The organism is Umezawaea sp. NPDC059074 (assembly GCF_042738955.1).
Classification (GTDB): Bacteria; Actinomycetota; Actinomycetes; order Mycobacteriales; family Pseudonocardiaceae; genus Umezawaea.
Window position 1 is genome coordinate 51,248 of record NZ_JBHYHC010000009.1, and the last position, 21,097, is coordinate 72,344.

Genomic DNA, 21,097 nt, shown 5'->3' on the forward strand with positions numbered 1-21,097 from the left:
CTTTCCGGGCCACCTCCCGAGCCCTAACGTCGAGTTGTGCCCCTCCACCTCCCACCCCGGCCGCGCAAGGCCCTGGCCTGCCTCTTCGCCCTGCTGGCCGTCGCCTGCGCGCTGTGGCCCGCCCCGGCTCCGGCCGTCGCGGTCGTCGCCGCGCGCGACCTCCCGCCCGGCGTCGCGCTGACGTCGGCCGACCTCCGGCTCACGCCGTTGACGGAGAGACCGACCGGGGTGCTGGAGTCCCTCGACACCGCGGTCGGCCAAGCGCTGACCGGCGCCGCCAGGTCAGGTGAGCCCATCACCGACGTCCGGTTGACCACCGCCGACCCGGACAGGACGTCGGTCGCCGTGCGCTTGGCGGACGCCGGAGTGGCCGAACTGCTGAGACCGGGCAGCCGCGTCGACGTGGTCGGCGCGGACGCCGAAGTGCTGGCGGACGGGGCGACGGTGCTGGCCGTGAGGGACGCGAAACCCGACCGACTCGTGGTGCTCGGGTTGAGCAGGAAGAATGCGACACGAATAGCGGCGGTGTCACTGGAACAGCCACTTGCGGTTACCCTCCGCTAACCCCTGCTCGTCCCCCCATCATTTGAGGAGCTGGCTGTGCTCAAGGGCTTCAAGGACTTCCTGATGCGCGGCAACGTCATCGACCTGGCCGTGGCCGTGGTCATCGGCGCCGCCTTCACCGCCATCGTCACGGCGTTCACGTCCAACTTCATCAACCCGATCATCGCGGCCATCGGCGGCGGCAACGTCGACGGCTTCGCGTACAAGCTGATCGAGTCGAACGAGAAGACCCTGATCGACTTCGGCGCGATCATCACCGCGATCATCAACTTCGCGATCGTCGCGGCGGTCGTCTACTTCATCCTCGTGCTGCCGATGAACAAGATCAAGGAGCGCCGCGAGCGCGGCAAGGAAGCCGGCCCGTCGGAACCGACCGACACCGAACTCCTGAAGGAGATCCGCGACCTGCTCGCGGCCCAACAGCGCCAGCGCTGACCCACCCGTCGCCGGTCCACCCTCGGACCGGCGACGGCCCAGCCGCCACCAATCCAGCCCGCACAACAACCTTCCCCGCTACTCCCGCAGCTCCTCTTCCCCCGCACACCACTCCCATCGCCGCGCCCACTCCCCCTTCACCACCCCCACATCACCGCAGCCTCCGCGTCCTTCCCACCGCGCCCACACCCGCCTTCCTCGTCGCCGCGCCATCTCCCGGTCGGCCCTTTCTCAGCGGCTCCTCTCGGACCGGCGACTCCAGCGCCGTCAAGCCCGTGCCTTGACGCTTTCCCTTCGGCACTCCCCTGTCCTTTCTCTGCCCACTTCCCAGTGCCTGTTTCCTCGTCTCACCCCGACCAGTGGCAACAGCGCTGTCGCATCTCAGCGCTTTCCCTCCACCATTCCCCGCCTTCTCCCTTTCCGTTCCCGGCCGCTCACACCAGAGCCCCGGCCACGCGGCTGCGCGACCGGGGCTCCGGGGTTCGGGTTACTTGCACAGGGCGGCGTCGACGGCTTCCTCGACGTGCCTCGCGGCGTCCACCGTGGTGGGCAGGGCGGTGACGGCGATGGTGGCGGCGCGGCCGTCCGGGGTCACGGCGTTGCGGGTCTCGTAGCCGGGGGCGTCGCCGCCGTGGGTCCACGCGACTCCGCCGCAGCTCAACGTGAAGGTGGCCAGGCCGAGGCCGTACTTCTCGTCGCCGCGCACGCTGGAGCCGGGGGCCGCGACCATCGTGCGCATCTCGTCGAGCTGCGCCGGGGCGAGCAGGCGGCCGTCCACCAAGGCGAGGAAGAAGGTGTTGAGGTCGCGGGGCGTGGAGATCAGCTGGCCCGCGGCCCAACCGAGGGACGGGTCCATCTCGGTGACGTCGGCGAGCGGTTGGCCGGGGCCCGCGGCGAAGTAGCCGTGCGGGTGGGGTTCGCGGATGGACTGGTCGCCCTGGCCCGGCCAGTACGTGTGGCGCAGGCCGACGCGGTCGATCACGCGGCGGGTGATCTCCTCGCCGATCGGGCGACCGGTCACCTTCTGCACGACCAGGCCCGCGAGGACGTAGTTCGTGTTGCTGTACGCCCACCCGGTGCCAGGGGCGAACTGGGCGGGCTTCGCGAGGCCGATGTCGGCGATCTCGCGCGGCTCGAAGTAGCGGTGCTGGACCTTGTCGTAGCCGTCGGCCACGATCTCGTCGTAGTCGGCCAACCCGCTGGTGTGCTGGAGCAGCTGCCGCACGGTGATGACCCGCCCGTCGATCCCCTCGCCCCGCACGACGTTCGGCAGGTAGGTCTCGACCGGCTCGTCGAGCCGGACCTTCCCCTCCGCCACGAGTTGCAGGACCACGGTGGCGACGAACGTCTTGGTGTTGCTGGCGATGCGGACCTGGCCGTTGACCGGCACCGGCGACTTCGTCGCCAGGTCGCCGACGCCCGCGGTGTAGTCGCGGACCCGCCCGTCCCGACCCCGAACGGAGGCCAGCGCGGCGGGGAAGCCGTCGGTGCGCACCAGCGCGGTCAGGCTCTGCTGCACGACGTCGCGCTGCGCCGCGGGGGCCGCCGAGGACGGCAGGACCGCCGCCGCCATGACGGCTCCGCTCACCACGACCGCCGTGGCGATCGACAGGCCGCGGCGGCGGGCGGAACGGGACCGGCGGTGGGACTCGATCATGGAGAACTCCAGGCTGGGAGAGGTGTTCGGACCTCCACCAGTCTTGGGAATCGGAGTTCCCCGAACGATCCCCCTCACTGGCCGAACCATGGTCGAGCACGGGCCATTGACCCGCGCCGCGCAGGCTGGTAACGAGCACGAAAGCCTGCGGCGGCGCGGAAAGGGGTTAACCGCCGTGGTGCGGCGGCCGGTTCTCGCGGTACCACGACTCGCGGTCGGCGTCGCCCTGGTCGGGGTCCCGCTCGTCCGAGGTCGTGTCCGGGAGGACCTCGCCGAACACCTCGGCGAGGCGACGTCGCCGCGCCGCTTCCGCGGCGACGGCGTCGTCCTCCTGCTGGTCGGTCATGCCTCGTCGAGGCCCGAGAGCTGTTCGATCACGTAGGGCACGAGGGTCGAGAGGGTGGCCATGCCGTCGCGGACCGCGGCGCGCGAACCGGCGAGGTTCACGACCAGGGTGCTGCCGGACACGCCGACGAGGCCGCGGGAGATGCCCGCGTCCACGGCGCCCGCGGCGAGGCCGGAGCCGCGCAGGGCCTCGGCGATGCCGGGGATCGGGCGGTCGAGCACGCCCTGCGTGGCGTCGGGGGTGACGTCACGCGGGGAGACGCCCGTCCCCCCGACCGTGACCACGAGGTCGACGCCACCGATGACCGCGGTGTTGAGCGCGGCGCGGATGTCGACCACCTCGCCCTCGACCGCGACTGTCGCGTCGACGATGAAACCTGCCTCTTCGAGCAGTTCGGTGACCAGTGGTCCCGTGCTGTTGTCGTGCTCACCGTGCGCCACCCGGTCGTCCACGATCACGACGAGGGCGCGGCCGAGGCGCTGCGCGCTGCGTTCCATGCGGACAACCGTAGCCAATGGACGGATCTGACGGTTCCATGACGTGTCGCTCTCGGGGCGGGTGTCGCGGACCGCTGGCCCCTAACGTCGACCACGTGCGAGTTCTCCTCACCGGCGGAGCCGGTTTCATCGGGTCCCACGTCGCCGACGCGTTGGCCGCCGGGGGTGACGAGCCGGTGCTGCTCGACGCCCTGCTGCCGCAGGCCCACAGCGGTCCGGTGCCGCCGTGGGCCGAGCGGTACGAGGTCGTCGTCGGCGACGTGAGCGATCCGACCGTCGTGGCGGGGCTGCTGCGCGGCGTGGACGCGGTGTGCCACCAGGCGGCCGTCGTCGGCCACGGCCTCGACCCGTCGGACGCGCCGCTCTACGCGTTCAACAACGACTACGGCACCGCCGTCCTGCTGGCCGCCATGCACGAGGCGGGTGTCCGCAAGCTCGTGCTCGCGTCGTCGATGGTCGTCTACGGCGAGGGCCGGTACCGCTGTCCGACGCACGACGTCGTCCGCGCCGCCCCGCGCAAGCAGGAGTCGATCGACAACGGCGACTACGAACCGCCGTGCCCCTACTGCGGCGCCGCCCTGGAGCCGCTGCTCGTGCCCGAGACCGCGCCGCTCGACCCGCGCAGCACCTACGCCGCCAGCAAGCTGGCGCAGGAGCACTACGCCGCCGCGTGGGCCCGCCAGACCGGCGGCTCCGTGTGGGCGTTGCGCTACCACAACGTCTACGGCCCGCGGATGCCGCGCGACACCCCGTACGCGGGCGTCGCCTCGCTGTTCCGCTCCTCGCTGGAGAACGGCCAGGCCCCCACGGTCCTCGAAGACGGTCGTCAGCGCCGCGACTTCGTCCACGTCACCGACGTGGCACGGGCCAACGTCCTCGCCCTGCACGCCGAGACGGACACCCTCACGCCGCTGAACATCTGCTCCGGCGAACCCCGCACCGTCGGCGACCTGGCCGTCGAACTGGCCCTGGCCTGCGACGGCCCGACACCGCGCGTCGTCGGCGGGGCCCGCTCGGCCGACGTCCGCCACGTCGTCGCCGACCCCGCCGAAGCCACCCGCCTCCTCGGCTTCACCGCGCTCACCAGCTTCGCTACCGGCGTGAAGGCGTTCGCCACCGACCCCTTGCGCTGACCGGGGACGAACCCTGATGCCCCGCCGCGCGCTTCGCCCTACGGTGCGAAGGTGATCAGACGCGCGCTGCTCGTGTTCATCGCCGCCGCCGCGGTGGTGCTGGTGCCGTGGACGGTGTACCTGGCGAACACCCTGCCCGACGACTACGGCACCACCCAGTGGCGCCTGGCGTGGGTGGGGTTCGACGTGGCCCTGATCGGCTGCTTCGGCACGGCCACGTGGCTCGGCCTGCGCCGCAGCCGCGCGGCGGTCCCGCTGCTCTCCGCCACGGCCGCGCTGCTGTGCTGCGACGCCTGGTTCGACGTGGTCCTCGACTGGTCCGACCCGGACCGCTGGACCAGCGTCGCACTGGCACTGCTGGTCGAACTCCCCGCGGCCGTCCTGCTGGTCCTGCGCGCCAGGCTGATCCTCGCCGACGGCATGCCCCGCCGCACCCTGTCGGCCCACGACGTGGCGCTCCACACGAACCCCGACACCCGCCACCTGCTGACCACGCTCGGCGCACTGGCCCCCACCACCGCCAACGCCCTCGCCACCGCGCTGAACCGCGACGACGTGACCCCCGACCTCCACGAACTGGCCCGCTCCGGCTACGTCCGCCAATCCCGCGACGGCCACTGGCACCCGGCAAGACAAGACCTCCGCCTGCCGACGTTGGCCGACGTGCCGGACACCGACCGCCCCACGATCGCCGCGTTCCTGGACGCGAAGTTCGCCCACGAGATCCGCCTGCTCACGTGGGCAGCCCAGAACCGCGACGACTTCGGCCCGTGGGGCAAGGGCGAACGCGCCGGAGCCCACCTGACAGAGGCGGAACTGGCAGCTCTAGACGCCGAGTACCACGACCTGGCAATGCGCTACTGCCTCCTGCACAGCCGCGGCGCCCCCGGCACCCGCGAGGTAGCCCTCCGCTTCTACGCCTTCCCGCTCCCGGAGGAACTCACCCCGCCATAGCCGCCGCCAAGGGCAGGCGGACTTCGAAGCGGCAGCCGGGGCCGTGGTTCTGGGCGTCGATGGTGCCCTTGTGGGCCTCCACGAGGCCTCGGGCGATCGCCAGGCCCAGGCCGCCGCCTACTGGTTGGCGGCTTGGGGTGCCGCGGAACGCCACCTCGAACACGCGGTGCAGGTCTGGTTCCGGGATGCCGCCGCAGGCGTCGTCCACCTGGAGGCGGGCTTCCTGGCCGTCGACGTCCACGTGGATGGCTACCGTGCCGTCCGGTGGGGTGTGGCGGATGGCGTTGGACAGGAGGTTGCGGACCACGCGTGCCAATTCCGGATCGCTGCCGAGGACCACTGGCCACGTTGCGGCGCTGGCGGTGAGGTGGACGCCCTTGCGTTGGGCGATCGGGCCTTCGGCCGCGACCACCTCGCTGACGATGTCGGCCAAGGGAACGTCGGACAGAGTCAACCTGAGGGCGCCGGCGGTGATGCGGGACAGTTCGAACAGGTCGTCGACCATGGCGGAGAGCTTGTCCGCCTCGGTGCTGATGCGGCCCGCGTAGTCCGAGACCTCACGTGGTTGGGCGACCACGCCGTCGGCCAGTGCCTCGGCCATGGCGCGGATGCCCGCCAGCGGGGTGCGGAGGTCGTGGCTGATCCAGGCGACCAGCTCGCGGCGGGAGGCTTCGGCGGCGCGTTCGCGGGCTCTGGCCTCGTGTTCCCAGACGCTGCGGCGGGCGATGTTGCGGCCCAGCATGATCGCGGTCGGAACCGTCACCAACGCCACGAGCGTGCAGATCAGCAGTGTGGTCGTGATGATCGGGGTGAACATGAACTGGCTGACCGCCAAGACACCGCCGATGGTGGCGAGGACCGGCACGATCGCCAGCACGGACAGGGCCGTGGTGAGGGAGCCGTGGACGAGCTTGCGCGTCAGCAGCCACGCGCCGAGCAGGGCCAGCGGCAGGGAGAAGAGGATCGCGAACGGGGCGATGTGCGAGATCTCGACGAGCATCAGCGGCCTGCCGGAGTCGGGTCGTAGCGGTAGCCGACGCCCCACACGGTGGCGATGCGCGTCGGGCGCGCGGAGTCGGTCTCGATCTTCTCGCGCAACCGTCGCACGTGGACGGTCACGGTGGACTGGTCGCCGAACTCCCAGCCCCACACGCGTTCCAGCAGTTCCGCTCGACCGAAGGCCCTGCCGGGATTGGACATGAGGAACGTCAGCAGGTCGAACTCCCTGGTGGTCAACGACAGCTCGACGCCGTTCAACCGCGCCGTGCGCGCGCCGAGGTCCACGCCGAGACCGCCGTCGACCAGGGTCCGGACGGGCGGCGGTGCCTGCACGGCGCGGGCCCGCCGCAGCACGGACGTGACGCGCAGGGCGAGTTCGCGCGGGCTGAACGGCTTGGTCACGTAGTCGTCCGCGCCGAGCTGGAGGCCCGCGATCCGGTCCTCCTCCTCGCCCAGCGCGGTGAGCATGACGACCGGCACGGCGCTGCGCTGCCGGAGCCGCCTGCACACCTCCAGGCCGTCGATGCCGGGCAGCATCAGGTCGAGCACGACCAGGTCGGGCGGGTTCTCGGCGAACAGCCGGAGCGCCGTCTCGCCGTCGCCCGCGAGCTGGACCTGGTGGCCGCCCAGCTCCAGGTAGCGGCGCACCACGTCGCGGACGGTCATGTCGTCGTCCACGACGAGCACGCGTCCGACGGCCACACCTTCGTTCGTCATCGCCCTCACCAGTTCGTCAGCAGGAGGTGGTTGACCACCAGCGCGGTGCCCGCCTGGACCGCCAGCCACGGTTTGCGCGTGGCGGCGGGCAGGAACGAGGTCGCGGCGGTCAGCCACACGGTGAACGGTAGCCATATCCGCTCCACTTCCGCTTTGCTCAGGCCCGACAGGTCGGCGAACAGGATCGCGGCGACGCCCGCGCCCGCGAGCCACAGCGCGGGCGACCGGCGCGCGGAGGCGAGCCCGGCGATCGGCGCGAGGCCCGCGGCCAGCAGCGCGGCCGCGAGGTTGGCCCACACCCAGTAGTAGTAGACGCGCGAGGACGCGATGCCCTGGTAGTACCGCTCGACCACGAGGTGGTAGCCGTCGAGCCACCAGAACCCGGCGAGCGCGAACACCCCCACGACGGCCAGCGCCGCCACCGCGGCCAGCGCCAGCGCGCGCCACTGCCGCCACGCCACGACCAGCGCGATCACGCCGATCAGCACCAGGCCGTAGGAGAGGAAGATGCCCAGTCCGAGCAGCAGGCCCGCGAGCAGCGGCCTGCCCAGCGCCAGCAGCGCGATGCCGCAGGCCGTGACCCCGGCGAACAGGCCGTCGGCCGACACGCCGATCCACACCGCGCCGGGGAACAGCGCGGCGAACGGCAGCACGGCGCGGGCCGCGGCCTCGTCGTTGCCCCACGCCCGCAGCGCCACCGGCACCGCGACCGCCGTCAGGCCGCCGACCAGCACGCACAGCAGCGCGGCCCACGCGCCGCCGGACAGCCCGATCCGGTCGAGCCCGACGAACGCGAGCAGCGCGCCCGGCGGGTGCCCGGACACGTGGGTGGTCCACGAGTCCGGCTGGTAGTCGAGGATCCGCGCGGAGAAGCCGCGCAGCATCGCGCCGATGTCGGTCACGCCCGGCACCTCGTGCAGGTACTCGTCGGACGTGGTCAGCCTGCCCGCAAACCCGCGGTCCCAGCCGTCGACCAGCGCGAGCGAGACCGTCCACGCCACCGCGGCCAGGTAGCCGACGCCCAGAGCCCTCCGCCACGGCAGCCGCTCGGCCAGTTCGGGGCCCCTGGCGACGACGAGCACGGCGACCAGCACGGCGAACGGGGTGCCGATGCCGACGTGCGGCAGCCAGTAGGCGAACAGCGGCGGGAAGCCCGCGAACGTGCGGGAGCCGCCGAGCAGCGCCCCGACGACAACCGCGAGGACCACCAGTACCGAGGCCCCCAGGACCGCCCATCGGACACGTGACACGGGCTAGACCGTAGAGGAGATCCGCGCAGGTCACCGGCTCAAACCGGGATCCGTCAGACACCCGTAAGAACTCGTCACACGTCAGGATTCGGTAAGCAGCAAAAGGGTTTTCCCGACCCCCGATCAGGCCCACTCTGTCCGTTGTGGACGAGATCGATGTGGTGCTCCCCTGCTTGGACGAAGCCGCGGCTCTGCCCGGCGTGCTGCGCGCGCTGCCTCCGGGCTTCCGCGCGCTGGTGGTCGACAACGGCTCCCGCGACGGCTCCCCCGAGGTGGCCGCCGCCCTCGGCGCACGGGTGGTGCACGAGCAGCGCAAGGGTTACGGCGCCGCCGCGCACACCGGTGTGGAACAGGCCCGGTCGGAGATCGTCTGCGTGCTCGACGCGGACGGCTCGCTCGACCCCGGACAACTCCCCGACCTGGTCGCGCTGGTGCGCGCCGGGGCGCACATGGCGGTGGGCCGTCGCGTGCCGACCGCGGCGGGCGCGTGGCCGTGGCACGCGAGAGCGGGCAACGCCGTGCTGGCGACCCTGTTGCGCGCCAAGGGGTTGCCGGTGCGCGACATCGCGCCGATGCGGGTGTTCCGCAGACAGGACCTGCTGGACCTCGGCATCCGCGACCGCGCGTTCGGCTACCCGCTCGAACTGCTGCTGCGCGCGGGTGAGGCGAAGTGGCGAATCGAGGAGCGCGACGTCACGTACGGGCCGCGCGCGGCGGGCACGAAGTCGAAGGTCTCCGGCTCGGTGCGCGGCACGATGCGCGCGGTCCGCGACATGGCGGGGGTGCTCCGGTGACCGCCCGCGCCACGGTCCTGGTGGTGGCCAAGGCCCCCGTCCCCGGCCAGGCGAAGACCCGGCTCAGCCCGGCCGTGCCGCCGGAGCAGGCGGCCGACATCGCCGCCGCGTCGCTGCTGGACACGCTCGACGCCGTGCTCGCCACGCCCGGTGTGGTGCCGCTCGTCGCGCTCACCGGTGACCTGACGCGGGCCAAGCGCTCGCGGGAGATCCGGTCCCTGCTGCGGCGGGTGATCCTGGTGCCGCAGCGCGGCGACGACTTCGCGGCCAGGCTGGTCAACGCCCACGCCGACGCGGCGCACGTGAACGCGGGCCTGCCGGTGTTCCAGATCGGCATGGACACCCCGCAGGTCACCCCCGAACTGCTGGACGAGTGCGTCGACAAGCTGCGGCACGTCGACGCCGCACTGGGCATGGCGACCGACGGCGGCTGGTGGGCGCTCGGCCTGCGCGACGGCTACCGCGCGGGCCCGCTGCGGACGGTCCCCATGTCCCGCGCCGACACCGGCGCGCTGACGGCCGTCGCGCTGAAGCAGGCCGGGCTGCGGATCGGCCTGCTCCCCGAACTGTCCGATGTGGACGACATGGCGACCGCGCGCGAGGTCGCGGCCCTGCTGCCGGACAGCCGCTTCGCCGAGGCGCTGCTCGTCGGGGCGTTGCGGTGACGGCGTTCGACGTGGGGCTGCGCGGGTCCCGGTGCTGGCTGGACCTGGGTGGCGGGAGGCGGATCGACATGCCGATCACGAGGTGGCACGACGACGCCGACGACGCCGACCGCGTGCTCGTGGACGCGTGCGCGGGCCCGACCATCGACCTCGGCTGCGGGCCCGGCAGGCTCGTCGCCGCGCTGGTGGAACGCGGGATCATCGCGCTGGGCGTGGACAACTCCGAGGTCGCGGTCTCGTTGACGCAGTCGCGCGGCGGCCCGGCGCTGCGCCGGGACCTGTTCACCACGCTGCCCGGCGAGGGCCGCTGGTCGCACGTGCTGCTGGCCGACGGCAACATCGGCATCGGCGGCGACCCGACGGCGCTGCTGCGCCGGGCCCGGATGCTGTTGCACCGCAGGGGAACCGTGCTGCTGGAGGTCGACCCGCCCGGCTGCGGCCTGCGCCAGGAGCGCGCCCGCGTCGGGGGCGAGGACTCCTGGGGCACGTGGTTCGACTGGGCCTGGCTGGACCCGGAGGCGCTGGCGGTCGCCGCCCGCGCGGCCGGGTTCCGGATCCGCTGGCTCACCGAGCGCGCGGGCCGCTGGTTCGCCGAACTGGAGCAGTCGTGAAGGTGCGTCCACCCGAGGAAACCGACTTCACGAGCCCGACGCACGGGCCGCGCGTGTCGGCGCGGATCGGGCTGTGGCTGGGGATCGCGTTCGGCCTGTGCTTCGCCACGGGCCTGATCAGCCACGGCATCCAGCACCCCGCCGCGTGGTTCACCTGGCCGTCGCGGCCGGTGAACCTGTACCGGATCACCCAGGGGATCCACGTGACGTCCGGGGTCGCGGCGATCCCGCTGCTGCTGGCCAAGCTGTGGAGCGTGTACCCGAAGCTGTTCGGGAAGCCGCTGGTCAAGTCGATCCCGCACGCGCTGGAGCGCGGTTCGATCTTCGTGCTGATCGGCGCGTCGTTCTTCGAACTGCTGACCGGCGTGTTCAACGTCGCCCAGAACTACCCGTGGGCGTTCTTCTTCCCCACGGCGCACTACGCGGTCGCGTGGATCGCCACGGGTTCGCTGCTGGTGCACATCGCCGTGAAGCTCCCGGTCATCCGGGAGGCGTTGACCCGCAAGACGACCGAGGACCCGAAGCCCACGACCGGCGCGTTGAGCCGACGGGGTTTCCTGCTCACCACCGGCGGGGCCGTCGGCGTCGCCGTGCTGGCCACGGTCGGCGGCACGGTGCCGTGGCTGCGGAACGTCTCGGTGTTCGCCTCGCGGTCCGCGACGGGCGTGCCGATCAACCGGCTGGCCGCGGCCGCCGGGGTGACCGCCGCGGACTCGTCGTGGCGGCTCACGGTCGGCGACCGCCGGTTCAGCCTCGACGAGCTGCGGGCGATGCCGCAGACCACGGCGGAGCTGCCGATCGCGTGCGTGGAGGGCTGGAGCGCGACCGTCACGTGGACCGGTGTCCCGGTCAAGGACCTGCTGGAACGGGCCGGTCTGCCCGCGGGCAGCGAGGTCCAGGTCGAGTCGTCGGAGCAGGGCGGGCTGTACCGGTCGACGACCCTGCCCGGCACGCACACCGCGGACCCGCTGACGTTGCTGGCGCTGCGGATGAACGGCGAGGAGCTGACGTTGGACCACGGCTACCCGTGCAGGCTCATCGCGCCCAGCAGGCCTGGTGTGCTCCAGACGAAGTGGGTCTCCCGGCTGGAGGTGCGGTGATGAGGTGGGTGATCGGGGCCGTGGGGCTCGTGCTGCTCGGCTGGGGCGCGGTGGAACTGCTGCCGGTGGTGCTCGACAGCCCGCTGTCGCTGGGCGGCTGGCTCGTCGGCGGGCCGGTCGTGCACGACGCGCTGATCGCGCCGGTCGTCGGCGTCGGCGGCGTGGTCATCGCCCGTGTGCTGCCGAAGCCGTGGCGCGCTCCGGTCGGCGCGGGCCTGGTGGTGAGCGCGATCCTCGTGGTGCTGTCGATCCCGTACCTGTGGCGCTCGTTCTCCGGGCCGCTCACGCCGGGCCTGCACGACCGCCCGTACCTGCTCGGCCTGCTGGTCGCGTTGACCGTCGTGTGGGTCGTCGTCGCGATCGTCGGGCTGGCCAGACGCGAGAACACCCGGCCGCGCCCTGACAGGTGAGGGGGCCTGTCGGACGCGGCCGAGGTGTTCGGGTTCCTGTCGCCGGGGTAGCTTCGCTCTCCCTGCGTTCCCTGCTCCCGCGCCGGGAACCCGTTCCCGGCGCGAGGGGCAATCACGCCGGGGGTCTGCGGTTACTTCGGTTCGACGACCTGGCTGCCGAGGGTGACCTCGACGGTCTTGTCGGTGCCGATGGTGAGCTTCACCTTGTCGTTGGGGGCCTTGGAGCGGACCGCGGCGACCAGCGCGTCGGAGGTGTCGATGTTGCGGTCGTCGAACTTGGTGATCACGTCACCGGACTTGATGCCCGCCTTCTCGGCCGCTCCCCCGGCGGTGACGTCGCTGACCAGCGCGCCGCCGTTGTCGCCGTCCTTCACCGAGACGCCGAGCACGGTCTGCGTGGCCTTGCCGCTGTCGGTGATCTCCTTGGCCGTGCGCCGGGCCTGGTCGATCGGGATGGCGAAGCCGATGCCGACCGAGCCGCCCTGCGTCTGCTGGGTGGAGTTCGGGCTGTAGATCGCGGAGTTGATGCCGATGACCTGGCCCTGCATGTTCACCAGCGGGCCGCCGGAGTTGCCGGGGTTGATCGCCGCGTCGGTCTGGATGGCGTCCAGCACCGAGGCCTGGCTGCCCGACTCGCCACCGGCGCGGACCGGGCGGTTCATCGAGCTGACGATGCCGGACGTCACGGTGCCCTGGAGGTCGAACGGCGACCCGATCGCCACGACCTGCTGGCCGACCTTGAGGTCGCCCGAACTGCCCAGCTCCGCCGTGGGCAGGCCGCTCACGTTCGCCGCCTTCACCACCGCGAGGTCGGACGACGGGTCGCGGCCGACGATGGTGGCGGTCGTGGTCTTGCCGTCCTGGAACACGATCTGGATCTGACCGCCCGCGGCGGCGCCCTCGACCACGTGGTTGTTGGTGAGGATCGAGCCGTCCGAGCTGATCACGATGCCGGAGCCCTCACCGCCGGAGAGCTGCAACTTCACCACGGAGGGCAGCACCTTCTCGGCGACGCTCTCGATGGACCCCGCTGGGGCGTTGCTGCTCTGCTGGACGGGCTTCGGCGCGTTGAGGGCGTTGGTCACCGGCCGGGCGTCCACCGCGGCCTGGTAGCCGATGTAGCCGCCGATGCCGCCGGACAGCGCGCCGACGGCGAGCACCGCCGCGGCCACCCCCGCCACGACCCGGCCCCGACCGGGCTTGCGCGGAGCCTGCTGCTGCACCGGGTACGACACGCCCGGCTGGGCGTAGAACGGGCCGGTCTGCGGCGGAACGCCCAGACCGGGTGGCGGCGTGCCGAACTGGGAGGTAGAAGTCCCCGGCTGGCCAGACGCCCCCTGCAAAGCGCCTGGCTGGCCGGGGTCCGGCTGTCCAGCACCCTGCTGCTGGAAACCGGGGTGGGCGGGACCGGGAGTCGGCTGCCACTGCTCCTGCTGAGGGGAGGCAGGAGCGTGGGCTGCCCACGGGCTGGGCTGCTCGCTCGGCACGGCAGGAGGGGTCTGCTGCGGCGTCTGCGGCGCCTCGTGCTGAGGCTGGTCCTCGGCGGCACCGTGGTTGTTCTCGGTCATGCCCATACTGTGCGGTGCCCGCCTGAGAGAACCCTTAAACGCACCTGGGCATCGCGTGTGAGTAATTCAGGCGGCCAAAACTCAGCCCCGCAGCCGTTCCGCCATTTGCTCCGGCGTCACGTCGTTGATCCACACGCCCATGCCGGACTCGGACCCCGCGAGGTACTTCAGCTTGTCCTTCGTGCGCAGCACGGAGAACACCTCCAGGTGCAGCCACGCCAGGTCGCGGCCCGTGCGCACGGGCGCCTGGTGCCACGCGGCGATGTAGGGCAGCTGCCGGTCGTACAGCGCGTCCAGCATGTGCAGCACCCGCAGGTAGAGGTGCGCGAAGTCGTCGCGTTCGGCGTCGGTCAGCGCGGGCAGGTCCGGCACCTGGCGGTGCGGCACCACGTGCACCTCGACGGGCCAGCGGGCCGCGGCGGGCACGAACGCCGTCCAGTGCTCGCCCTCGGCGATGATCCGGGTGCCCGCGGCGCGTTCGGCGGCCAGCACGTCACCCAGCACGTGGGTGCCGTGCTCGGCGAAGTACTCGCCCGCGACCGACAGCATCCGCTCGGTCTTGGGCGTCACGAACGGGTACCCGTAGATCTGTCCGTGCGGGTGGTGCAGCGTCACGCCGATCTCTTCGCCGCGGTTCTCGAACGGGAAGACCTGCGCCACGCCGGGGATCGCGCCGAGCGCCTCGGTGCGGTCGGCCCACACGTCGACGACGGTCCGCACCCGGTGCTGGGTGAGCTGCCCGAACGACGTGTTGTGGTCGGAGGTGAAGCCGACGACCTCGCAGCGGCCACGGCCGGGCGCGCGGGCGACCATCGGCATGCCGTCCACAGTGGACGGAACGTCCGGGACGTCCTCGGCGAACGACGGGAAGCGGTTCTCGAACACCACGACGTCGTAGCTGGACTCGGGGATCTCGGTCGGCTTGCCCGGCGAGGTCGGGCACAGCGGGCAGAGGTCGGCCGGTGGCTTGTACGTGCGGGTCTGGCGGTGCGCGGCCATCGGCACCCACTCGCCGGTCAGCGGGTCGCGGCGGACCTCCGACTGCGGCTGCGACTCCGGCAGGTCCCTGGTGTCCACCGCCGTGCGGGGTGGAGCGTCCGGGGTGTCGTCGAAGTAGATGATCTCCCGACCATCCGCGAGTTTCGCCGCGGTCCGCCGCAACGCTTCCTTCACGCGAGTTCCTCTCCCCTTCCGGGCACGTGCGAGAGCACGAGTTCCCCGACCTGCTCGACGAGAATGGCCTTGACGTCGTCCGCCATGCCCTCGTCGGTGACCAGCACATCCGCCTCGTCGAGGTCGGCGATGGTGGAGATGCCGACCGTGCCCCACTTGGTGTGGTCGGCGACGACCACCACGCGGCCCGCCGCGTCCACCAGGGCCCGGTCGGTCTCGCTCTCGTTCAGGTTGGGCGTGGTGAAGCCGGACCGCTCGGCCATGCCGTGCACGCCGAGGAACACCACGTCCAGGTGCAGCGACCGCAGGGCCTGCACGGCGACCGGCCCGACCAGCGCGTCCGACGGCGTGCGCACGCCACCGGTCAGCACGACCGTGCGGTCGGTGCGGCCGCTCTGCTGGAGCACGTCGGCGACCCGGATCGAGTTCGTCACGACGGTCAGGTCCGGGATGTCCTCCAGGAACCGCGCGAGCGTCCACGTCGTGGTGCCCGCGGACAGCCCGATGGCGGTGCCGGGGCGGACCAGCGCGGCGGCCTGCCGGGCGATGGCCTCCTTCTCCGGGAGCTGCCGCACGGACTTGGCCTCGAACCCCGGCTCGTCGGTGCTGCGGCCGACGATGGAGGTGGCCCCGCCATAGACCTTTTCGATGACTCCGCGCGCCGCCAGCACGTCGAGGTCGCGGCGGACCGTCATGTCCGACACGCCGAGCCGCACCACGAGGTCGCTCACCCGGACCGCCCCGGTGCGGCGGATCTCCTCGAGGATCACCGCTTGTCGTTGCCGTGCCAGCACTTCACACCATCTCCCTCAGCACTGCGACCGCCCCGGCCGGAACCACCCACGGTCCGTCGACACGGGCGCCGGTGAGGAGTTCGACGCCGGCCGCGGCCACTTCGGCGGCCACCGCCGAGTGGTTGACCGCGACCAGCCACGATACGGCCTCGCCGTCGAGGCGACCCCGGCGGCGAACGATCTCCACGCCCGGTGCGGACGGCACGCCCGCGTGCTCCAGCGCGGCGTCGACGACCCGTCGCAGACCGTCACCGCCGAGTCCGCAGGCCAGGTACCACGCGGTGCCGCCGCCGTGCCGGTTGCGGGTCACGGCGGGCACGCCCGGCAGCGGCCCGTCGGCGTAGGAGGCGACGACTTCCGCACCTCGCGGGTGCAGCAATTCCGTCCACACGCCCGCCACGCCGCCGTCGTCGAGGGTGACGTGCTCGTTCTCCCGCAACGGGAAGAACTCCTCGGTCCACACGCCGAGCAGGTCGCGGAACGCGCCGGGGTAGCCGCCGAGCCGCACGTGGCCGCGCTCGTCGGCGACACCGGAGAGGTAGGTGACCAGCACGTGCCCGCCGCCGTCGACGTAGTCGGCCAGGCGTTGGGCGTCGGCGTCGGTCACCGCGTAGAGGGCGGGCACGACGACGAGCTCGTACGGCGAGAAGTCGCCATCGGGCGGGAGGAAGTCGACCGTGACGCCCGCGTCCCAGAGCTGCCGGTACAGCGCGAACACGGTGTCCTGGTAGGAGAAGTCCGCGGTCGGGTGCGCCTGCTGGCCGGAGAGCCAACGGGACTGGTAGTCGTAGACGACGGCCACGGCAGCGTCCACAGTGGACCCGACGAGCTCGGAGGCCCTGGCGTACTCCGCGCCGACCTCGCAGACCTCCCGGTAGACCTTCGTCTCCGTGCCCGCGTGCGGGACCATCGCCGAGTGGAAGCGCTCGGCGCCCGCGCGCGACTGCCGCCACTGGAAGAACAGCGTGCCGTCCGCGCCGCGGGCGGTGTGCGCGAAGGAGTTCCGCCGCAGCTCACCGGGCTGCTTGGCGATGTTGCGCGGCTGCCAGTTGACCGCGGACGTGGAGTGCTCCATCAGCAGCCACGGCTTCCCGCCCGCGAGGCCGCGGGTCAGGTCGGCGGCCATGGCCAGCTCGACGTGCCGGTCGTCGCTCTCGGAGCGGGTGTAGTGGTCGTTGGAGACGAAGTCGACCTCGCGCGCCCACGACCAGTAGTCCAGCGCGTCGAACGTCCAGCCCACCATGAAGTTCGTGGTGATCGGCACGTCCGGCGTGATCCCGCGCAGCGCGTCGCGCTCGGCCACGTACAGCTCCAGCAGCGCGTCCGAGCAGAACCGGTCGAAGTCCAGCAGGTGGCCGGGGTTGCCGAAGGTCGGCGTGACCCGCGGCGGCAGGACCTGGTCCCACGCCGAGTAGTGCTGGCTCCAGAACGCCGTGGCCCACGCCTCGTTGAGGGTGTCCAGGTCGCCGTGCTTCCGCTGGAGCCACCGGCGGAACGCCTCGGCGCAGCGGTCGCAGTAGCAGCGGGCGACGTGGCAGCCGTACTCGTTGCCGACGTGCCACGCGGCCAGCGCGGGGTGGTCGCGGTAGCGCTCGGCCAGCCTCGTCGCGAGCGCCACGGCCTTCGCGCGGTACACCGGTGAGCTGGGGCAGTACTCCTGGCGCGAGCCGTGGGTGAAGCGGACGCCGTCGGCGCGCACGGGCAGCACGTCCGGGTACGCGGTGGTCAGCCACGGTGGCGGCGAGGCGGTAGCCGTGGCCAGGTCGACCCGGATCCCGCCCTCGTGCAGCAGGTCGAGCACGCGGTCGAGCCACTCGAAGGCGTACTCGCCCTCGGAGGTCTCCAGCAGCGCCCACGAGAAGATGCCGACGCTGACCAGGTTCACCCCGGCCCGGCGCATCAGCTCGACGTCCTCGGCCCACACCTCCTCCGGCCACTGCTCGGGGTTGTAGTCGGCACCCCAAGCCAGGCCGGGCACTCCAGTGGGCCAAGTGGTCATGGTGGCAAGGGTGGCTGACAGGGACCCACAACGTCAACACAGTCCAACAAGATCCTCCGTTTGGGTCTGTTGGAGCTGATCAGCGGCCAGAACATGTGAGCCGGCTCATTTTTACAACGTTGTACCAGGTAGGCGCGGTGTTTTTACAACGTTGTACCTGGTTAACGGCTTCGTAACGGGGCTTGACACCTCGTGTGCTGGACGCAACATTATGCGCAACTTTGTTTGACTCCGTGTTCGGTTGGTTTGGTCGAGTGTCCTCAGGAGCAACGATGGTCCGGTACACGCCCAGTTCCCAGTCCGTGAATCCCCTCCTCGGCCGCAGGGCCGTGCTCCGAGGCCTGCTCCTGACCGCCGGGATCGCGGCGGTGCCGGGCGGCCTCGCCGCCTGCGGCAGCTCGGGCTCCGGGTCCTCGTCGAACGGCACGGTCACGTTCGGCAACAACCTGTCCGACCAGGTGCCGAAGGACGCGATCACCGCCGCCCTCAAGGGCTTCGACACGGACGCGCTGAAGATCTCGATCAACACCAAGCAGCACGAGCAGTACCAGGAGCAGATCAACAACTACCTCCAGGGCAAGCCGGACGACGTGCTCGCCTGGTTCGCGGGCTACCGGATGCGCTTCTTCGCGGAGAAGGGCCTGACCGGCGACCTGAGCGACGTGTGGTCCACCGTCGGCGACAACTACGCGCCCGCGCTGAAGGAAGCCGCGACCGCCAAGGACGGCAAGCAGTACCTGATCCCGTTCACCCAGTACCCGTGGGGCGTCTTCTACCTCAAGAGCGTGTGGGCGCAGAAGGGCTACGAGGTCCCGAAGACCATCGACCAGTTCGTCGCCCTCTCCACGAAGATGAAGGCCGACGGCCTCGCGCCCATCGCGTTCGCGCAGAAGCAGGGCTGGCCCGGCATGGGCACGTTCGACCAGCTCAACTTCCGCACCAACGGCTACCAGTTCCACGTCGACCTGATGGCGGGCAAGGAGGACTGGCAGGGCAAGAAGGTGCGCGACGTGTTCGACCAGTGGAAGCGCCTGCTGCCCTTCCACCAGGAGAACGGCCTCGGCCGCGAGTGGCAGGAGGCCGCGCAGAGCGTCCAGCAGGGCAAGTCCGGCATGTACCTGCTCGGCACGTTCGTGGCCCAGCAGTTCAAGGGCCAGGAGGACGACCTCGACTTCTTCGCCTTCCCGGAGATCAACCCCGAGTTCGGCCAGGACACGGTGGAAGCGCCCATCGACGGCTACATGATGGCGAAGAAGCCCGCCAACCCCGAGGGCGCGAAGAAGCTCCTGGAGTACCTGGCGAAGCCCGAGACGCAGCTCGCGTACCTCAAGTCCGACCCGTCGTCGATCGCCACCAGCACCAAGGCCGACACCTCCGGCTACACGGCGCTCCAGAAGAAGGCCGTCGACGTCATCAAGAACGCCAAGCACATCACCCAGTTCCTCGACCGCGACACGGACCCGCGGTTCGCCAGCGACGCGGCGACCAACGGCCTGAACGCGTTCATCCAGAACCCGAACGACATCGACTCCGTGCTCAAGGGCATGGCCGACCAGGCCAAGACGATCTTCACGGGGTGACGAGTTGACCGCGTTGAGCGAGAAGGCCGCACCCGAGGAGACTCCTGCTCCTCGGGTGCGGTCCCGCCGCAAGAAGGCCACCGCGCTGGGCGGGACCGACAAGCTGGTGCTGGGCCTGATGCTGGGCATCCCGACCCTGATCCACGTGGTCCTGGTGTGGCTGCCGTCGCTCGGGTCGGTGGCGCTGTCCTTCAGCTCGTGGGACGGCATCGGCGGGTTCGAGGACATCAAGTGGGTCGGGTTCCAGAACTACGTCGACATCTTCACCCGGTACCCGCGGTTCTGGCCCGCGTTCCAGCACAACCTGATCTGGCTGGCGTTCCTGCTGGTCATCCCGACGGTGGCGGGCCTGTTCCTCGCGGTCCTGCTGGACCGGCAGATCAAGTTCGGCCGCATCTACCAGAGCGCGCTGTACCTGCCGATGGTGCTGTCGCTCGCGCTGGTCGGCTTCATCTGGCAGCTCATCTACCAGCCGGAGCAGGGCCTGCTGAACAACCTGCTCGGCACCGCCGACAACAACCCGACGAACTGGCTCGGCGACCCGGACATCAACCTCTACGCCGTGCTGGTCGCCGCCGCGTGGCGACACACCGGGTACATCATGCTGCTGTACTTGGCGGGCCTGAAGTCCGTGGACCCGGCGCTGAAGGAAGCGGCGTCGCTCGACGGCGCCAACGCGTTCCAGACGTTCACCAGGGTCACCTTCCCGGTGCTGAAGCCGGTGAACATCGTGGTGCTGGTGGTGACCGTGATCGAGGCGCTCCGCGCGTTCGACATCGTGTACATCATCAACAAGGGCCGCAACGGGCTGGAGCTGCTGTCGGTGCTGGTGACCGACAACATCATCGGCGAGTCGAGCCGGATCGGCTGGGGGTCAGCGCTCGCGGTGATCCTGCTGCTGATCTCCCTCGGCTTCATCATCACGTACCTGTACCAGGTGTTCAGCAAGGAGAACCGGGCGTGACGACATCGGTGAGTGCCCGAAAAGCCCCGTTGCGACCCGGTCGGGTCGTGCTGCACGTGTTCCTGGTGCTGACGTGCCTGATGACGTTGGCTCCGCTGCTGTGGGCGGTGTACGCGTCGCTGCGGACGTACGAGGACACGGCCCGCAACGGGTACTTCTCGCTGCCGGAGAGCCTGACGTTCGAGAACTTCGCCAACGCGTGGACGACCGGGGACCTGCCGCACTACTACATCAACACGTTCGTCATCACGCTGCCCGCGGTGATCCTGACGCTGCTGCTCAGCTCGATGGTGGCGTTCGGGGTGTCGCGGTTCAGCTTCAAGTTCAACCTCGGGCTGCTGATGCTGTTCACGGCGGGGAACCTGCTGCCGCAGCAGGTCATCGTGACGCCGCTGTGGCGGCTGTACCGGCTGATCGAGGTGCCGGAGTGGATCAGCGACAGCGGGTCGCTGATCGACAGCCAGCTCGGCGTGGTGATGATCCACGTGGCGTTCCAGATCGGGTTCTGCACGTTCGTGCTGAGCAACTACATGAAGACGATCCCGCACGAGCTGACGGAAGCGGCGCGGGTGGACGGGGCATCGGTGTTCCGGCAGTACTGGCAGGTGATCCTGCCGCTGTGCCGCCCGGCGCTGGCCGCACTGGCGACGCTGGAGTTCACCTGGATCTACAACGACTTCCTGTGGGCGCTGGTGCTGATCCAGACCGGGGACAAGATGCCGATCACGTCGGCGCTGCAGAACCTGCGGGGGACGTTCTTCACCGACAACAACCTCGTGGCCGCCGGGTCGCTGCTGGTGGCGTTGCCGACGCTGGTCGTGTTCTTCACGTTGCAGAAGCAGTTCGTCGGGGGGCTCACCCTCGGATCGACGAAGGGCTAGGGATTT

Annotated in this window: 22 protein-coding genes; 12 read left to right on the top strand and 10 right to left on the bottom strand. The window is 70.9% G+C overall.

The window, feature by feature from the left end:
* Positions 1-36 precede the first annotated feature (36 nt).
* Complete coding sequence (locus ACFWW9_RS06765; protein WP_390372431.1) at positions 37-564, top strand: SAF domain-containing protein; 528 nt, start codon at positions 37-39, stop codon at positions 562-564.
* Positions 565-600: 36 nt separating this feature from the next.
* Positions 601-999, top strand: a complete 399-nt coding sequence (gene mscL / locus ACFWW9_RS06770; protein WP_390372433.1) for a large conductance mechanosensitive channel protein MscL — start codon at positions 601-603, stop codon at positions 997-999.
* 487 nt (positions 1,000-1,486) lie between these two features.
* Here mscL and ACFWW9_RS06775 read toward each other — a convergent pair whose 3' ends face one another.
* The 3 genes from ACFWW9_RS06775 to ACFWW9_RS06785 form a co-directional block, all read right to left on the bottom strand.
* Positions 1,487-2,656 (bottom strand): serine hydrolase domain-containing protein, encoded by a 1,170-nt coding sequence (locus ACFWW9_RS06775; RefSeq protein WP_390372436.1) that lies wholly within the window; start codon positions 2,654-2,656, stop codon positions 1,487-1,489.
* A 166-nt stretch (positions 2,657-2,822) separates the two neighbouring features.
* Entirely contained in the window at positions 2,823-3,002 is a 180-nt protein-coding gene (locus tag ACFWW9_RS06780; protein WP_390372439.1) for a hypothetical protein, read from the bottom strand.
* Positions 2,999-3,499, bottom strand: coding sequence for a molybdenum cofactor biosynthesis protein B (locus tag ACFWW9_RS06785; protein WP_106185590.1), 501 nt, complete (start codon positions 3,497-3,499; stop codon positions 2,999-3,001). Before ACFWW9_RS06785 ends, ACFWW9_RS06780 begins: the two co-directional genes overlap by 4 nt.
* 95 nt (positions 3,500-3,594) lie before the next feature.
* Here ACFWW9_RS06785 and ACFWW9_RS06790 point away from each other — a divergent pair, with 95 nt between their 5' ends.
* Together ACFWW9_RS06790 and ACFWW9_RS06795 are read left to right on the top strand one after the other, a co-directional pair.
* The gene (locus ACFWW9_RS06790; RefSeq protein ID WP_390372443.1) at positions 3,595-4,632 is read left to right on the top strand and encodes an NAD-dependent epimerase/dehydratase family protein; all 1,038 of its coding nucleotides are present in this window, start codon (positions 3,595-3,597) and stop codon (positions 4,630-4,632) included.
* Positions 4,633-4,683: 51 nt separating this feature from the next.
* A complete protein-coding gene (locus tag ACFWW9_RS06795; RefSeq protein ID WP_390372445.1) occupies positions 4,684-5,586 on the top strand; it encodes a hypothetical protein in 903 nt (300 codons plus the stop codon).
* On the opposite strand, the gene ACFWW9_RS06800 is transcribed toward ACFWW9_RS06795, so the two are convergent.
* From ACFWW9_RS06800 to ACFWW9_RS06810, 3 genes are read right to left on the bottom strand one after another with little or no spacing between them, the layout of a single operon-like run.
* Positions 5,573-6,586, bottom strand: a complete 1,014-nt coding sequence (locus ACFWW9_RS06800; protein ID WP_390372447.1) for a sensor histidine kinase — start codon at positions 6,584-6,586, stop codon at positions 5,573-5,575. The genes ACFWW9_RS06795 and ACFWW9_RS06800 overlap by 14 nt on opposite strands.
* Positions 6,586-7,302, bottom strand: coding sequence for a response regulator transcription factor (locus ACFWW9_RS06805; RefSeq protein ID WP_390372450.1), 717 nt, complete (start codon positions 7,300-7,302; stop codon positions 6,586-6,588). The genes ACFWW9_RS06800 and ACFWW9_RS06805 overlap by 1 nt, the downstream gene beginning before the upstream one ends.
* A gap of 5 nt (positions 7,303-7,307) precedes the next feature.
* A complete protein-coding gene (locus ACFWW9_RS06810; protein WP_390372453.1) occupies positions 7,308-8,552 on the bottom strand; it encodes a hypothetical protein in 1,245 nt (414 codons plus the stop codon).
* A gap of 152 nt (positions 8,553-8,704) precedes the next feature.
* On the opposite strand from ACFWW9_RS06810, the gene ACFWW9_RS06815 reads away from it, so the two are divergent.
* From ACFWW9_RS06815 to ACFWW9_RS06835, 5 genes are read left to right on the top strand one after another with little or no spacing between them, the layout of a single operon-like run.
* On the top strand, positions 8,705-9,346 hold the full coding sequence (locus ACFWW9_RS06815) for a glycosyltransferase family 2 protein (protein WP_390372626.1): 642 nt from the start codon (positions 8,705-8,707) through the stop codon (positions 9,344-9,346).
* Positions 9,343-10,011, top strand: a complete 669-nt coding sequence (locus ACFWW9_RS06820; RefSeq protein ID WP_390372456.1) for a DUF2064 domain-containing protein — start codon at positions 9,343-9,345, stop codon at positions 10,009-10,011. The genes ACFWW9_RS06815 and ACFWW9_RS06820 overlap by 4 nt, the downstream gene beginning before the upstream one ends.
* A complete protein-coding gene (locus ACFWW9_RS06825) occupies positions 10,008-10,622 on the top strand; it encodes an SAM-dependent methyltransferase (protein WP_390372458.1) in 615 nt (204 codons plus the stop codon). Before ACFWW9_RS06820 ends, ACFWW9_RS06825 begins: the two co-directional genes overlap by 4 nt.
* Entirely contained in the window at positions 10,619-11,722 is a 1,104-nt protein-coding gene (locus ACFWW9_RS06830; protein WP_390372461.1) for a molybdopterin-dependent oxidoreductase, read from the top strand. Before ACFWW9_RS06825 ends, ACFWW9_RS06830 begins: the two co-directional genes overlap by 4 nt.
* A complete protein-coding gene (locus tag ACFWW9_RS06835; protein ID WP_390372465.1) occupies positions 11,722-12,132 on the top strand; it encodes a hypothetical protein in 411 nt (136 codons plus the stop codon). The genes ACFWW9_RS06830 and ACFWW9_RS06835 overlap by 1 nt, the downstream gene beginning before the upstream one ends.
* 131 nt (positions 12,133-12,263) lie before the next feature.
* Here ACFWW9_RS06835 and ACFWW9_RS06840 read toward each other — a convergent pair whose 3' ends face one another.
* The 4 genes from ACFWW9_RS06840 to ACFWW9_RS06855 form a co-directional block, all read right to left on the bottom strand.
* Positions 12,264-13,700 carry a trypsin-like peptidase domain-containing protein gene (locus ACFWW9_RS06840; RefSeq protein WP_390372467.1) on the bottom strand — a complete coding sequence of 479 codons (1,437 nt, stop codon included), beginning with the start codon at positions 13,698-13,700 and terminating at the stop codon, positions 12,264-12,266.
* Between the two features lie 81 nt (positions 13,701-13,781).
* Positions 13,782-14,861, bottom strand: coding sequence for a galactose-1-phosphate uridylyltransferase (gene galT, locus ACFWW9_RS06845; protein WP_390372628.1), 1,080 nt, complete (start codon positions 14,859-14,861; stop codon positions 13,782-13,784).
* Positions 14,862-14,869: 8 nt separating this feature from the next.
* Positions 14,870-15,667, bottom strand: coding sequence for a DeoR/GlpR family DNA-binding transcription regulator (locus ACFWW9_RS06850; protein WP_390372470.1), 798 nt, complete (start codon positions 15,665-15,667; stop codon positions 14,870-14,872).
* A gap of 1 nt (position 15,668) precedes the next feature.
* On the bottom strand, positions 15,669-17,666 hold the full coding sequence (locus tag ACFWW9_RS06855; RefSeq protein WP_390372472.1) for a beta-galactosidase: 1,998 nt from the start codon (positions 17,664-17,666) through the stop codon (positions 15,669-15,671).
* 272 nt (positions 17,667-17,938) lie between these two features.
* Here ACFWW9_RS06855 and ACFWW9_RS06860 point away from each other — a divergent pair, with 272 nt between their 5' ends.
* The 3 genes from ACFWW9_RS06860 to ACFWW9_RS06870 are packed head-to-tail and all read left to right on the top strand — an operon-like array spanning position 17,939 to position 21,091.
* Positions 17,939-19,246, top strand: a complete 1,308-nt coding sequence (locus ACFWW9_RS06860; protein WP_390372475.1) for an ABC transporter substrate-binding protein — start codon at positions 17,939-17,941, stop codon at positions 19,244-19,246.
* Positions 19,247-19,250: 4 nt separating this feature from the next.
* A complete protein-coding gene (locus ACFWW9_RS06865) occupies positions 19,251-20,210 on the top strand; it encodes a carbohydrate ABC transporter permease (RefSeq protein WP_390372477.1) in 960 nt (319 codons plus the stop codon).
* Complete coding sequence (locus tag ACFWW9_RS06870; RefSeq protein ID WP_390372479.1) at positions 20,207-21,091, top strand: carbohydrate ABC transporter permease; 885 nt, start codon at positions 20,207-20,209, stop codon at positions 21,089-21,091. Before ACFWW9_RS06865 ends, ACFWW9_RS06870 begins: the two co-directional genes overlap by 4 nt.
* Positions 21,092-21,097: the final 6 nt, after the last annotated feature.